12 protein-coding genes are annotated in these 13,193 nt (G+C 73.1%); 7 read left to right on the top strand and 5 right to left on the bottom strand.

Annotated elements, in window-relative coordinates:
• Positions 1 to 85 precede the first annotated feature (85 nt).
• The gene (locus IW245_RS20330) at positions 86 to 1,822 is read left to right on the top strand and encodes an ABC transporter substrate-binding protein (RefSeq protein ID WP_197004760.1); all 1,737 of its coding nucleotides are present in this window, start codon (positions 86 to 88) and stop codon (positions 1,820 to 1,822) included.
• Positions 1,823 to 1,952: 130 nt separating this feature from the next.
• On the opposite strand, the gene IW245_RS20325 is transcribed toward IW245_RS20330, so the two are convergent.
• The gene (locus tag IW245_RS20325) at positions 1,953 to 2,771 is read right to left on the bottom strand and encodes an ArsR/SmtB family transcription factor (RefSeq protein ID WP_197004759.1); all 819 of its coding nucleotides are present in this window, start codon (positions 2,769 to 2,771) and stop codon (positions 1,953 to 1,955) included.
• A gap of 225 nt (positions 2,772 to 2,996) precedes the next feature.
• On the opposite strand from IW245_RS20325, the gene IW245_RS20320 reads away from it, so the two are divergent.
• Positions 2,997 to 3,896 (top strand): GNAT family N-acetyltransferase, encoded by a 900-nt coding sequence (locus IW245_RS20320; RefSeq protein WP_197004758.1) that lies wholly within the window; start codon positions 2,997 to 2,999, stop codon positions 3,894 to 3,896.
• 103 nt (positions 3,897 to 3,999) lie between these two features.
• Here the strand turns inward: IW245_RS20320 and IW245_RS20315 are convergent, their stop codons facing one another.
• Positions 4,000 to 4,467: an Lrp/AsnC family transcriptional regulator gene (locus tag IW245_RS20315; RefSeq protein WP_372445198.1), complete on the bottom strand. Its 468-nt coding sequence runs from the start codon at positions 4,465 to 4,467 to the stop codon at positions 4,000 to 4,002.
• Between the two features lie 103 nt (positions 4,468 to 4,570).
• Between IW245_RS20315 and pdhA the strand changes: the two genes are divergently transcribed.
• Genes pdhA through IW245_RS20300 form a run of 3 tightly spaced genes read left to right on the top strand, consistent with a single transcriptional unit; the run spans position 4,571 to position 8,087 of the window.
• Positions 4,571 to 5,719, top strand: a complete 1,149-nt coding sequence (gene pdhA, locus IW245_RS20310; protein WP_197004756.1) for a pyruvate dehydrogenase (acetyl-transferring) E1 component subunit alpha — start codon at positions 4,571 to 4,573, stop codon at positions 5,717 to 5,719.
• The gene (locus tag IW245_RS20305; protein WP_197004755.1) at positions 5,716 to 6,744 is read left to right on the top strand and encodes an alpha-ketoacid dehydrogenase subunit beta; all 1,029 of its coding nucleotides are present in this window, start codon (positions 5,716 to 5,718) and stop codon (positions 6,742 to 6,744) included. Before pdhA ends, IW245_RS20305 begins: the two co-directional genes overlap by 4 nt.
• Positions 6,741 to 8,087: a dihydrolipoamide acetyltransferase family protein gene (locus tag IW245_RS20300; protein ID WP_197004754.1), complete on the top strand. Its 1,347-nt coding sequence runs from the start codon at positions 6,741 to 6,743 to the stop codon at positions 8,085 to 8,087. The genes IW245_RS20305 and IW245_RS20300 overlap by 4 nt, the downstream gene beginning before the upstream one ends.
• A 30-nt stretch (positions 8,088 to 8,117) precedes the next feature.
• On the opposite strand, the gene IW245_RS20295 is transcribed toward IW245_RS20300, so the two are convergent.
• A complete protein-coding gene (locus IW245_RS20295; protein ID WP_197004753.1) occupies positions 8,118 to 8,366 on the bottom strand; it encodes a hypothetical protein in 249 nt (82 codons plus the stop codon).
• A gap of 522 nt (positions 8,367 to 8,888) precedes the next feature.
• Between IW245_RS20295 and IW245_RS20290 the strand changes: the two genes are divergently transcribed.
• Positions 8,889 to 11,459, top strand: coding sequence for a helix-turn-helix transcriptional regulator (locus IW245_RS20290; RefSeq protein WP_197004752.1), 2,571 nt, complete (start codon positions 8,889 to 8,891; stop codon positions 11,457 to 11,459).
• 35 nt (positions 11,460 to 11,494) lie between these two features.
• Positions 11,495 to 12,058, top strand: coding sequence for a hypothetical protein (locus IW245_RS20285; protein ID WP_197004751.1), 564 nt, complete (start codon positions 11,495 to 11,497; stop codon positions 12,056 to 12,058).
• A gap of 18 nt (positions 12,059 to 12,076) precedes the next feature.
• Here the strand turns inward: IW245_RS20285 and IW245_RS20280 are convergent, their stop codons facing one another.
• The gene (locus IW245_RS20280) at positions 12,077 to 12,382 is read right to left on the bottom strand and encodes a hypothetical protein (RefSeq protein WP_197004750.1); all 306 of its coding nucleotides are present in this window, start codon (positions 12,380 to 12,382) and stop codon (positions 12,077 to 12,079) included.
• A gap of 65 nt (positions 12,383 to 12,447) precedes the next feature.
• Positions 12,448 to 13,188: an IclR family transcriptional regulator gene (locus tag IW245_RS20275; RefSeq protein WP_197004749.1), complete on the bottom strand. Its 741-nt coding sequence runs from the start codon at positions 13,186 to 13,188 to the stop codon at positions 12,448 to 12,450.
• Positions 13,189 to 13,193: the final 5 nt, after the last annotated feature.

The following is a 13,193-nucleotide window of genomic DNA, read 5'->3' as shown; positions in this document are numbered from 1 at the left end:
GGCTGGGAACGAAAGGCCTACCGTCGCCGCGGCCCGGCTTCCTACGGTCGGAGAAGGAGATCCGATCGATTCACAGGAGGCCGTGATGCGGCGGAGTGCAGTGCAGCTCGTCGTGGGCGCGCTGGCCGTCGGCCTTGCCCTGACCGGGTGCGAGAGCACCCGGAACGCGGGCGGGACCGACGACAAGCCGGCCCAGCAGGACATCATCATCGACCACGCCGGCAAGGCCCCGACCCCGGCGCCGGAGGTGCCGGGCGCGAAGAAGGGCGGCCAGATCCTCTGGCTGGAGGACGGCGAGTTCCAACACTTCGACCCCCAGCAGATGTACTACTCCGACTCCCTGGACGCCGGCACCCAGGTCATGTTCCGGATGCTCACCACCTTCGTGGAGGACCCCAACGGCGGGCCGCTGAGGCTGGTCGGCGACCTGGCCACCAACACCGGCGTCTCCTCCGACGGGGACAAGACCTGGACGTACACCCTGCGGGACGGGATCAAGTTCGAGGACGGCTCGCCGATCACCTCGAAGGACATCGCGTACGGCGTGGCCCGCTCGTTCAGCAGGTACGGCGACCAGGGCATGCAGTACATCCAGAACGCCCTGGACCCCAAGCGCGAGTACAAGGGTCCCTACGAGGGCAACCTGAAGGTCCCGGGGGTGAGCACGCCGAACGACCACACGATCGTGTTCACGTTCGCGCAGCCGCACGCGGAGTTCCCGTACCTGGCCGCGTACCCGACGGTCGCGCCGGTGCCGCAGGCCAAGGACAGCAAGGACAAGTACGAGGACGAGTGGGTGGCCTCCGGCCCCTACAAGCGCCAGGTCCAGAAGAAGGACCAGTACATGATCCTCGAGCGCAACCCGTACTGGGACGCGAAGACCGACCCGGCCCGGCACCAGTACGTCGACACCATCAAGTTCGACTGGTCCGTCAACCGCGCCAGCCAGACCCAGCGGCTCATGGTCAGCCGGGGCGAAGACCAGACGGCCGTGATGACCGCCTCGGTCGCCCAGCAGGACATCGCGACCGTGGCCGGCGACTCGAACCTCAAGGGCCGCACGATGGAGGCGGCGACGCCGTTCACGAACTTCGTGTACATCAACACCCAGCGGGTCACGGACCTCGACGTCCGCAAGGCACTCAACTACGCCTTCGACCGCGACTCCTACGTCAAGGCCCTCGGCGGGCTGAAGGTGGCCCGGCCGGCGACCACGATCCTGGCGCAGACCGTGCCCGGCTACAAGGACTACGACGTGTACCAGGCCGGCCCGACCGGTGACATCGCCAAGGCCAAGAAGCTGGTCGAGGGCAAGAAGGTCGGCAAGCTGGGCTACTGCTTCCCGAACACCGTCAACGGCCAGAAGAACGCCGTCGTCGTGCAGGCCGCCTTCCAGCGCGACAACGTGTTCGACGTCGCAATGGTCCCGGTGGAGTCGAAGGAGTACTCCAACGTGGTCGGCGCGTCCAACACCACCTGCGACCTGATCGCCAACGGCTGGGCCGCGGACTTCCCCGACGGGTCCAGCACGCTGCAGGTGCTCTTCGACGGCACCAGCATCCGGCCCACGGGTAACCAGAACCTGTCCTACCTCAACGTGCCGGCGCTCAACGACGAGTTCGCGAAGCTGGCCCTGATGGGCGACCGCGCGCAGGCCGCCCCGCTCTACGGCGCACTCGACGAGAAGATCATGCGGGAGTACGCGCCGGTGGTGCCGACGCACTACGTGCGGGCGTACCAGCTCAACGGCACCAAGGTGGGCGGGGCGTTCATGAGCCCGCTGTACGCGCAGGTCAACCTGACCGGCATCTTCGTCCAGTAACGCTGTCGCTCCGGCCCCGGGGGGTGCCGGACCTGACCGCCGTCCCGGCCCGGGGGCGGCGGTCAGGGCGTTTCCACTCCCGCTCCGGGCCGCTCTTTGTTCGAGGCCAGGTTCCGGTCCGGCGTGCGGGTCAGCGGGTCTCGAGCATCCGTTGGCCGAGCGGGGTCAGCGAGTGCAGCACCGACTGGCCCGCCCGGCGCGTGCTGATCGCCCCGGCTGCCCGCAGGATCGTCGCGTGCTGGCTGGCCGTCGCCGCGGAGAGCCCGGTGCGCAGAGCGAGTTCCGTGGTACTCGCCCCACCCGCCGCCAGCACGCTCAACATGGCCGCCCGCGCCCGCCCGATCAGGGCACCCAGGTCGCGGGGCTCCCGTACCGGCTCGGCGGCGGCCGGGTACACCAGAATCCGGTCCCCGTGCAGTTCCGGCCGCCGCCAGCAGAACACGGACGGCTGCAGCAGCAGACCGGAGCCGTCGAGGCGCACGTCCCGGTCGGGTCCGGGCAGCTCCAGCACGGGCGCGGCCCACCGCACGGCCGGGTGCAGGGTCCGCAGCAACAGCCCGGTCCCGCCGTCGGACAGGGCCCGGGTGCGTCCGGCGCGGTCGGCGGCCACCCGGGCACGGATCTGCTCCCAGTGCGGCGCGACGGCGATCTCCCGGAACCGCTCGGCGGCCGAGACGCGCACCGGCCGACCTGTGCCGGTCGGACCGGCGGGGCTGACGGACGAGATTGGGTCGACGTGGCGGGCCGGGCCCGTCGGGTCGGTGTGGACGGTGTGGTCGGCCAGGGCCCGGGGCAGCAGGCCCCGCAGCCCGCGCCGCCAGTCCGTGAACGGGGACGGCGCGCCGTCGAAGAGCACCCGCAGGCCATACCGCAGTTCCAGGTCTGCGTCGGGCTCGCCGGCGACGCTGGTGTTGGCCACATCGGCCAGGGTGAAGTGGATCCGGAGCATGGGGACACCTCCGACCGCAGCGTAGGGTCGCTCCGGTCACGTCCCTCCACGCCGGACGATCACGTTCCCATTACCTTCATCACGATTAGGCATCCTTTGCGGCCGCCCGCCGCCCGCCGCCCGCCGCCCGCCGCCCGCCGCCAAGCCGGCCCGACGACCGTGTGTCGCCACGGCTGGCCCGAAAACCAGCTGACGGCCGACTGCCACGGGTCCTACATTGCGGCCATGACCCAGTGGCGCGCGCTCACCGCATCCGACCTGCCGGCCCTCGCGGCCCTCACCCGGTCGGTCCTCGCCGCCGACGGCGGCATGCCGCAGTCCGCCGACGAGGGCTTCCTCCGGGGCCGCTATCTCGGCGGCGAGGCGCTCGGAGCCTTCGAGTCCGGCGAGCTGGTCGCGTCGGTGGCCGTCCGCCCGGTCGGCCCGGCCCCGGGCCCCGGCCAGCCCGGCATCGGCCTCACCGGCATCGTCGCCCAGGTCGCCCCCGCGTACCGGGGGCGCGGCCTCGGCCGGCATCTCCTCGAGTGGGGCCTGGCCCGCGCGCCTCGCCCCCGGGTCGAGACCGAGTCCTGGACCCCGGCCGTCGACCGCCTCCTCACCGGCTACGGCCTCGAACGCACCTTCGGCGAACTCGTCATGACCTGCCCCCTCACGACCGGCGGGGCCACGCTGGCGCCGGCCGCCACCCCGCTGCCCGACGGCATCATCCTGGAGGAATGGCGACCCGGCAACGAGGCCGACTTCTTCACCGCCTACGACGCCTCCTTCCGCGACCGCCCAGGCTTCCCCGGCTGGTCGTCCGGGGAGTGGATCGACTGGATCAGCGGCGACGAGGACGACTTCCGGGCCGACTGGGCGCTCCTGGCCCGGGACGCGGAGGGCGCCCCGGCGGGCTTCTGCGTCGCCAGCCCGGACCACGCGATCGGTCAGGCCGGCGTGGTCCCGGCGTGGCGCCGACGGGGCCTCGGCCGGGCGCTGCTCACGGAGTCGGCGAACCGCATGCGCGCGGAGGGCGCGACCTCGGTCCTGCTGATGGTCGCGACGAACAACCCGGGCGCGACGGCCCTCTACGAGTCCCTCGGCTACGTCGAGACGGGCCAACGCGCCCGCTACGAGCGAGGCTGACCGTAGGCTCATACCTGCCAGCATCACGTGCCCCCCGGAAGGGCGCACCAGGACATCTCGCGCCGGCTGGCCCATCAGTTGGAGCCACCGGAGTCCCCGAGATCTAGTGCGGCCCCGCCCCGGTCGCCTCGTCGAACACCAGCCACGTCCTGGTCCCCTTCACCCCGGGAATCTCCTGGATCTTCTCCAGCACCAGGTGCCGCAACGCCGCGTTGTCCGGCGCCCGGACCAGCACCAGGATGTCGAAGTCGCCGCCCACGAGCGCGATGTGGTCCACGTACCGGATGACGCGCAGCCGGGCGACCACCTCCCGCCACGTGTTCTGCTCGATCGTCACCATCACGTAGGCGGGCGTGCCCAGTCCGGCCCGCTCCGGGTTCAGTCGGGCCCCGAAGCCGAGGATCACGCCGTCGGCGACGAGCCGGTCCACCCGGGCGTACGCGTTGGCCCGGGAGATGTGCAGCTTCTCCGCCAGTGCGCGCATGGAGAGGCGGCCGTCGATGGCCAGCTCCGTGAGGATCTTGTGATCCAGGTCATCCAGAGTTCTCGGCGAGTCCGGTTTGTCCGGCACGGAAAAAGACGATTGGTCGCTCACAACCTCCGAGCCTAGCCGATTGTCGCGACCTGGCGGACCAGGTTGATCAGGTGTCTCACCAGGCGGCACCATGCGAGGTATGACAACGACGTCGACACGCGGTAAGTCGCCCGGAGCCAGGGCGGTCGCCAAGACCAGCCCCGAAGCCAAGGCCGCCAGCGCGCTCCTGCCCGCCGAGCGCCCCATCCGCTTCCTGGACGAGCACGGCGCCCGCGTCGACGAGCACCACGGCTACAGCGAGCCGGCTCCGGAGCTGCTCCTGCAGGCGTACCGGAAGATGGTTGTCGGTCGTCGGTTCGACCAGCAGTGCACCGCGCTGACCAAGCAGGGCCGGCTCGCCGTCTACCCGTCCAGCCACGGCCAGGAGGCCTGCCAGGTCGGGGCCGTGCTCGCCCTGCGCGCCGACGACTGGATGTTCCCCACCTACCGCGAGTCCGTCGCCCTGGCGACCCGGGGCATCGACCCGGTCGAGGCGCTGACCCTGCTGCGCGGCGACTGGCACTGCGGCTACGACGCCGCCGCCTGGCGCACCGCCCCGCAGTGCACCCCCCTTGCCACCCAGACCGTCCACGCGGCCGGCGTCGCCTACGGCGAGAAGCGCAAGGGCACCGACAACGTCGCGCTCGCCTTCATCGGCGACGGTGCGACCAGCGAGGGCGACTTCCACGAGGCGCTCAACTTCGCCGCCGTGTTCGCCGCGCCCGTCGTCTTCCTGGTGCAGAACAACGGCTACGCGATCAGCGTCCCGCTCGCCAAGCAGACCAAGGCCCCGTCGCTGGCCTACAAGGGCGTCGGCTACGGCATCCGCTCCGAGCGGGTCGACGGCAACGACCCGGTCGCCGTGCTCGCCGTGATGCTCGCCGCCGTCGAGCACGGCCGGTCCGGCAACGGTCCGTTCCTGGTCGAGGCCCACACCTACCGGATCGACGCGCACACCAACGCCGACGACGCCACCCGCTACCGGGAGGCCGGCGAGGTCGAGGAGTGGCGCACCAAGGACCCGGTCGCCCGGCTCGCCGCCCACCTGCGCGCGCTCGGCGCGCTCGACGACACCCTCGAAGAGCAGTTCAAGAACGAGGCCGAGGTGTACGCCGCGAACCTGCGCGAGCGGATGAACGCCGACCCGACCCTCACCCCGACCGACCTGTTCGAGCACGTCTACGCCACGCCCACCCCGCAGCTCGTCGCCCAGCGCGCGCAGCTCCTCGAAGAACTGGCCGCCGAATGAGCTCCTCCGCCGTGGCCGCGCCGGCCGCCTCGCCGACCACCATGGCCCAGGCCCTCAACACCGCCCTGCGCGACGCGCTCAAGGACGACGACCGGGTGGTCGTGTTCGGCGAGGACGTCGGCGCGCTCGGCGGCGTCTTCCGGATCACCGACGGGCTGACCCGCGACTTCGGCGAGGACCGCTGCTTCGACACCCCGCTCGCCGAGGCCGGCATCATGGGCTTCGCGATCGGCATGGCCATGGCCGGGTTCCGGCCGGTGGTGGAGCTGCAGTTCGACGCGTTCGCGTACCCGGCGTTCGAGCAGATCCTGTCGCACGTGGCCAAGATGCGGAACCGGACGCGGGGCGCGATCACCCTGCCGCTCGTCATCCGGGTCCCGTACGCGGGCGGCATCGGCGGCGTCGAGCACCATTGCGACTCCTCCGAGGCGTACTACGCGCACACCCCCGGCCTGAAGGTCGTCGCCCCGTCCACGGTGGCCGACGCGTACTCGCTGCTGCGTGAGGCCATCAACGACCCCGACCCGGTCATCTTCCTCGAGCCGAAGAAGCTGTACTGGTCCAAGGACGAGGTGTCCCTGCCGGTCGCGACCGCCCCGTTCGGCCAGGCCGTCGTGCGCCGCGAGGGCACCGACGTGACCCTGCTCGCCTACGGTCCCGCGATGCCGGTCGCCCTCGCCGCCGCCGACGCCGCCGTCGAGGACGGCTGGAGCGTCGAGGTGGTGGACCTGCGCACCATCAACCCGTACGACGACGCGACCGTCGACGCCTCCGTGCGCAAGACCGGCCGGTGCGTCGTGGTCACCGAGGCGTCCGGCTTCGCCGGGGTCGGGGCCGAGATGGCGGCCCGGGTGCAGGAGCGCTGCTTCCACGCCCTCGCGGCCCCGGTGCTGCGGGTCGCCGGCTACGACATCCCGTACCCGCCGCCGAAGCTGGAGCACCACCACCTGCCCGGGGTCGACCGGGTGCTGGACACCATCGCCCGGTTGCAGTGGGACGACGTGCCGTTTGTGGGGTCGCGATGACTTCCGTCTTCCATCTCCCCGACCTGGGGGAGGGCCTGACCGAGGCCGAGATCCTCGAATGGCGGGTCGCGGTCGGCGACACCGTCGGGATCGACCAGATCGTGGTCGTGGTCGAGACGGCGAAGGCGGCCGTGGACGTGCCGTGCCCCTACGCCGGGACGGTGCTGGAGCTGCACGGCGCGGCCGGGTCGGTCGTGGACGTGGGCAAGCCGCTGATCACGATCGGCTCCCCCGACGGTCGCGTTGCCCCGGACACCTATCGGGACGAGGAAATGGCCGGGGCCAAGGCGCCGGCCGAGTCCAAGGGCTCCGGCAACGTCCTCGTCGGCTACGGCACCGCCGAGATGACCGGCCGCCGTCGCCGCCGCCTCGGCGCGGGCACCACAGTCAACGGAACCGGAACCGGCACCGCCGTTACCGAGAAGGTCGCCGAGAAGCGGGCCCCGCTCGTCATCTCGCCCATCGTCCGCCGGCTGGCCGCCGACAACGCCGTCGACGTGGCAGCCCTCACCGGCTCGGGCCTCGGCGGCATCGTCACCCGACGGGACGTCGAGTCGGCCATCGAGGCGGCCAGGACTCCGGCGACCGTCGCCGCGACCTCCGTGCCCCGGGTCGCCGTGCCGGCCGGCGCCGTGGCCGCCGGTACCCGTCGGATCGGTCTTCTCGACGAGCGGGTCCCCATCAAGGGCCAGCTCAAGGCGATGGCCGACCGGCTGTCCCGCAGCCGCCGCGAGATCCCCGACGCCACCACCTGGGTGGACGTGGACGCCACCGGCCTGATGAGCGCGAAGAACGAGCTGGCGGCCGGCTACCCGGACCACAGGGTCGGCGTCCTCGCCCTGCTCGCCCGGATCACCGTCGCCGGCCTGCTGCGCTACCCGCAGCTCAACGCCCAGGTCGACGGCGACGAGATCGTCCGGCTGCCGTACGTGAACCTGGGCTTCGCCGCCCAGACCGAGCGCGGCCTCGTCGTGCCCGTGATCCGGGACGCGCACCTGCTGTCCACGGTGGAGCTGGCCGACGAGATCGTCCGCCTCGTCGAGCTGGCCCGGGCCGGCCGGCTGGGCCTGGCGGACATGACCGGCGGCACGTTCACGCTGAACAACTACGGCGGCTACGGCGTCGACGGCTCCACGCCGATCATCAACCACCCGGAGGCGGCGATGCTCGGCGTGGGCCGGATCATCGACAAGCCGTGGGTGGTGGACGGCCAGCTCGCGGTACGCAAGGTGACCCAGATGGGTCTCACCTTCGACCACCGGGTGTGCGACGGCGGGGTGGCCGGCGGCTACCTGCGTTACGTCGCCGACCGGGTCGAACGGCCGATGCTCCTGCTCGGCTGACGGACGCTCGGGTCGTGGGCCCCCAACGGCTCACGACTCGAGTTCGACCACCTTGATCCGCTGCTCGCCGGCCGCGACGGCCGGGTCGTCCCGCCACCGGTCGAACATGGCCAGCGCCTGCCCCCGGTCCCGCAGCTCGGTGCACTCCAGCACCAGCTCGCGCCCTGCGGCGTCGCGCGGCAGCCGGGTACGGACGACCTGCCATTTGCCGACCGGCCACGTGGCGGGGCGTGAATCCCCGTGATAGACAGGGGAGGCGTTGAACGGACGCTGCTCCACGGGTGGCTCCAGTTCTTCTGGTGAGAATCGGGACGGGCGTCCCGGCGACCAACCACGTCGCCCGTCCTGATTCGTTCTTGAACAAATCCTTTCACTGCCGCGCGAAGATCTACAAGTCTCCTGGTAGACGCATATTCGCAAGCCAGAGGGCCTGTAGCGCCGTGATTCCGCACAGTCCCCACAGGACGACACTTTCACTGTACGTCGTGTCCGAGTGACGAAAAGTGCTTGTTCGCGACTCCCTGAGAATGGCGCGCGTCCCTCAACGGGCGGTCAATGCGGGGTCGGTTACGGGGCGCGCGCGAACGCGACGGATGCCCTCGCCGCCGCGGAGTGCGGCGAGGGCACCGTGCTCGCCCACTCGCCGAGGGTTCCGGCCGCCAGCGCGTCGCGGGGCCGGGTGCGGGAGGCGCCCGAGGCGGGTGTGCGACACCTACCTGGGTAGATGCTCCCGGTTCGGTGATCCGGGTGGCCATCCGTAGGGGGCACGTGAACAACCTCTGTGGCAAGGTGGACGCATCCATGACTACGACTCCGTTCGTCGGCCGCGACGGCGTCCTCGCCACTCTGCGGGCGGCGACGTCGGCTGAGTCCTGGGTCGTGTTCGTCGAGGGCGAGGCGGGCGCCGGCACGTCCCGGCTGCTGCGCGAGTGGCTCGGCGACTCCCCGGATCTGACCCTGACCTGCCCGCCGCTGGAACGCCCGGTGCCGTGGGCCCCGTTCGCCACGGTGTCCGACGACGTCGCGGCGGGCCTCGGTGGGCACACCGGGTCCGGCACCGCCCCGGGCCGGCTCGGCGTGATGCGGCGGCTGCGGCCCCTGCTGGCCGGGCTCGTCGTGGTCGAGGACGCCCAGTGGCTCGACCCCGACTCCCGCGACCTGCTCCGCTGGGTCCTGGCCCGGCCGCCCCACCCGCTGCGCCTGGTCGTCACCTACCGCCCGGAGGAGCTCGCGGTCCCCGGCGCGCCCCTGGGTCCCCTGACCACCCCCCTGCCGAGGACCACGGTCCGACTACCCCCGCTGACCGCCGCCGACGTGGCCCGCTGGGACCCGAACGCCGCGGTGCTGGTCACGGCCAGCGGCGGCGTCGCCGGAGTGATCGCCGAGCTGCTCCGGTGCGGGGAGACCCCCGCCCTGGCGGCGCTGGTCGGGGCCCGGCTGGCCCGGTCGCGCGGCCCGGCCCTCGCCACGGCCCACGCCGCGGCAGTCCTGCACGACCCGGTGCCCGAGGAGACCCTGGCCGCCGTCGCGGGCGCCGACGGGCTGCTGGGGGCGCTGCGGGCCGGGATCCTGGTCGAACACCCCCACCACCGTTACGGGTACCGGTCCCCGCTCGCCGCCCAGGCCGGCTACGCCCTGGTCCCCGGCCCGGTTCGGCGCCGGATGCACCTGCGTGCCGTGGCGGCGCTGCGCGACAGCGGGGTGCCGGCCGCCCTCGCCCGGCACAGTCGCCTCGGCGGCCGCCCGGCCGACTGGCTCCGCTACGCCGAGGAGGCCGCCGAGGGCTGCCTGGCGGCCGGCGACCTGGAGGTGGCCGTCGGGCTGCTCCGCGACCTGCTGGCCGAGCGCTCCGGGGCGGACCTGGACCTGCTGCGCCGGATGGTCGCCGACCCCCGGCTGCCGGCCCGCGCCCGGGTGGAGCTGGGCGCGGACCTGGGGGCCGTGCTCATCGACCGGGCCGGCCACGAGGGCGAGGGCCGCTGGGTCCTAGACCAGGCGCTCAAGGAGACCCCCGGCGAGCCGCCGCTGACGGCGCGGGCCCTCGCCGCGCTCGGGTTCCCGTACCTGCCGCCCGGCGACCTGGCGGCGCACCGCGACTACCTCTACCGGGCGGCCCGGTGCGCGGACGAGGACCCGGCGGTGCGGACCGCGATCCTCGCCAACCAGGCCACCCTGCTGATGGCCGTCGGCGATCCGGCGGCGTGGCCGGCGGCCGAGCGCCTCGCGGTGCTGGCGGACGCGCCCGGCCGCCGGCAGCAGGTGTCCCGGGGCCTGTGCAACCTCGCGGACGCGGCGACCTGGCTCGGGCACTACCGGGCGGCCGAGAGTTTCCTGCACGAGGGCGGCCGGCTGGCCGTCGGCCCGTACGACACGGCGTCCGGTGGGACCAGGTTCCGGCTGGACTGGGCCAGGGGCCACTGGCCGGGGCTCGCGGACCGGGCCGGCGCGTACGTGGACGCGGCGGAGGAGCCCATGTGGGCCTCGGAGGGCAACCTGGTCCTCGGCCTGCTCGCCCTGGCCAGGGGCGACCGGCACCAGGCGGAGGCCCGGCTGCACGCGTCGGGGCTGGGCTGGGCGTCGGAGGCGTTCGTACCCGTCGTGGCCGCCGCAGCCGGGGCCCGGATCCGCCTGCTGCACGCCACCGACGACGTGGCCGGCGCGGCCCGGCTCGCCGAGGAGGCGGTGGACCGGATCCGGGCGAAGGGGATCTGGACGTGGGGCGCGGAGCTGGTGCCCTGGGCGGTGGCGGCGTTGACCAGGGCCGGCCGGCCGGCCGACGGGCTCGTGGCGGAGTTCGCCGCCGGGATCGAGGGGGCCGACGCCCCGATCGCCCGGGCGGCCCTCGCGTACTGCCGGGGGGACTTCGCCGCCGCCGAGGAGGCCTACGGGGCCCTGCCCCGCCCCTACGAGGCCGCCCTGTCCGCCGAGGCCGCCGCCCGGGTCCGCGTCACGGAGGCCACCCGCAGGACCCCGGCCAGCACCGACCCCGACCGGAGGGCCGCCACCCAGCCTGGGTCGCCGGCCGTCATCCGGCCCGGGTCGGCGGCTCCGACCCTCGCGGAGGGGCTCGCGGAGCTGGGCGCGGCAGCCGAGCGGTTCGCGCTGCTCGGGGCCGGCTGGGACGCGGCACGGTGCCGGCACACGCTGCGGGTGCACGGTGTCGTGCCCGTCCAGCGCGGCGGCCGCCCCGGCTACGGCCGCCTGCTGTCCCCCCGGGAGCGCGAGGTCGCCGTCCTCGCCGCCGCCGGCCAGACCAACCGCGAGATCGCCGACGTGCTGTTCCTGTCGCCCCGCACGGTGGAGCAGCACGTGGCGGCGGCGATCCGCAAATTGGGCGTGGCCTCCCGGGCCGACCTGCCGCCGTCCCCTTGAGAGATTGCGGGTAGTGGCCGCGTTACTGTGGGGCGATGGTCCTGCGACACCGGGTTGACGGCGTGGACCTCGTGCTGCGCCCCGGTGGCGGCACGTCCGGGGCCCTGGCCCGCCATCTCCTCGTCGGCACCCTGACGGCCGGCGTGTGCGCCGCCCTGCCCGTGGCCGCGATCGCCGCGCTGTTCCGGCTGGTCCCCGGCCACCCGGGTGGTTCGGCCGACGCCCTGTTCGTCCTGGGCCTGATCCTCTTCGGGTACTTTCTGATCCTCACTCTGATCGGCGCCCGCCAGATCTGCCGCCTGGAACTCACGCCCCCGACCGCGCCCACCGAGGTGCTGGTGGTCCGGCTCGGCCGGTCGGAGCTGGTGCCCGTGGCCCGGCTGCACGGCATCGTGCTGGTGGAGCACGTGCAGGACGGCCGGGAGCCCCGCGCGGCCGGCGTCTCGGTGGAGGTGGACGTCGGGCGCGGCCCGGAGCGGTCCGGGTCCCGGCTGGAGGTCGACCCACGCGCGCTGGCCGACGACCTGGTGGCCCTCGGCCTCCCGGTGCTGGTCCGCACCCAGACGTTCACCCGCCCGCGCCGCCGGACCCGCCGCTGACCCGGCCGCGGCCCAGGTTCACCCGTAGCTTTTCAGCAGGGTGGTCGCGAACCAGATCGCGTGCCCGGGATACGTGAACGACTTCGGCCCGACCGACACCGCCCAACTCCCGTCGGCCTGCCGGACCAGGAGCCGCACCTGGTAGGAGAACCCGCGCACGCTCCCCCCGAGGGCCCGCACCGTCACCTGCCGGTCGGAGCCCGCGGACTGGCGCAGGGTCACCACGCCCGCCTCGACGTCGTCGAGCACCCACAGTGGACCGACCGTGGCCAGTCGGGTGACGAGCCCCTCACGGGCCGCGCGTAGGCGGTCGGGGTTGGTCATTCTCAAACTTTACCGGTATCTGACGTTGTGCTGATAAGTCATGTTCAGTTGGTGAATGACTGTCCCTACTCGACGGCCAGAAGTTTGACGAGGGTCAGGGCGCAGTGCCGCAGGGTGCGTTCGACGTCGGCGCGCCGGTCGGCGTACCCGGCGACGGGGACCGTGACCGCCAGAGCGCCGTGCAGGTGGCCGTCGGGGGACCGGACGGGCACGGCGACGCCGGCGTGCGGGGGCAGGAACTCGCCGACGTCGTAGGCCACCCCGGTCCGGCGCGCGGTGGCCAGCAGGTGCGCGAGCCGGGGGTCCGGGGCGCGGTCGCGGAGGAACTCGCGGCGTTCCTCGTCGGTGACGGCGCTGAGCAGGGCCCGGCCGAGGGCGCTGCGTTCGCCGACGGACCGCAGCCGGGCCGTGGTGAAGGGTGCGCGGGGCGTCTCGGTGCTGTCGACGGCGTCGACCACGGTGACGGCCCCGTCGCGGAGCCGGCCGAAGTAGGCGGGGGCGCCGGCCCGCTTGTGCACGTCGCGGAGGATCAGCCGGACGGCCGGGTCGAGGTCGAGCTTGCGGTACCAGTGTTCGTAGAGGGTCGCGAGTTGTTCGCCGAGCCCGTAGCTGCCGTCGTCGTTGCGGATCAGGTAACCGTGGTAGTGCAGGGTGCCGAGCATCCGGTACGCGCTGGGTAAGGGCAGTTCGGCCCTGCGGGCTACGGTCTTGGCGTTGGCGCCGTCTCCACATTCCGCAATGGCCTCGAGAACCCCGAGAGCCCGTTCCACCGAGCCTATGAGCCCTGCCGGGCGCAGCTCAGGCATGGCTT

Source organism: Longispora fulva (assembly GCF_015751905.1).
Taxonomy (GTDB): domain Bacteria; phylum Actinomycetota; class Actinomycetes; order Mycobacteriales; family Micromonosporaceae; genus Longispora; species Longispora fulva.
Note: the sequence above shows the minus strand (reverse complement) of the source record. Positions and strands in the feature narration are given on the sequence as shown.

Bases quoted from the DNA above. Each gene is read 5' to 3' on its own strand.
- IW245_RS20300 (WP_197004754.1), top strand. From the start codon at position 6,741: ATGACTTCCGTCTTCCATCTCCCCGACCTGGGGGAGGGCCTGACCGAG.
- IW245_RS20280 (WP_197004750.1), bottom strand. From the start codon at position 12,382: ATGACCAACCCCGACCGCCTACGCGCGGCCCGTGAGGGGCTCGTCACC.
- IW245_RS20285 (WP_197004751.1), top strand. From the start codon at position 11,495: ATGGTCCTGCGACACCGGGTTGACGGCGTGGACCTCGTGCTGCGCCCC.
- IW245_RS20330 (WP_197004760.1), top strand. From the start codon at position 86: ATGCGGCGGAGTGCAGTGCAGCTCGTCGTGGGCGCGCTGGCCGTCGGC.
- IW245_RS20305 (WP_197004755.1), top strand. From the start codon at position 5,716: ATGAGCTCCTCCGCCGTGGCCGCGCCGGCCGCCTCGCCGACCACCATG.
- pdhA (WP_197004756.1), top strand. From the start codon at position 4,571: ATGACAACGACGTCGACACGCGGTAAGTCGCCCGGAGCCAGGGCGGTC.
- IW245_RS20320 (WP_197004758.1), top strand. From the start codon at position 2,997: ATGACCCAGTGGCGCGCGCTCACCGCATCCGACCTGCCGGCCCTCGCG.
- IW245_RS20325 (WP_197004759.1), bottom strand. From the start codon at position 2,771: ATGCTCCGGATCCACTTCACCCTGGCCGATGTGGCCAACACCAGCGTC.
- IW245_RS20290 (WP_197004752.1), top strand. From the start codon at position 8,889: ATGACTACGACTCCGTTCGTCGGCCGCGACGGCGTCCTCGCCACTCTG.
- IW245_RS20275 (WP_197004749.1), bottom strand. From the start codon at position 13,188: ATGCCTGAGCTGCGCCCGGCAGGGCTCATAGGCTCGGTGGAACGGGCT.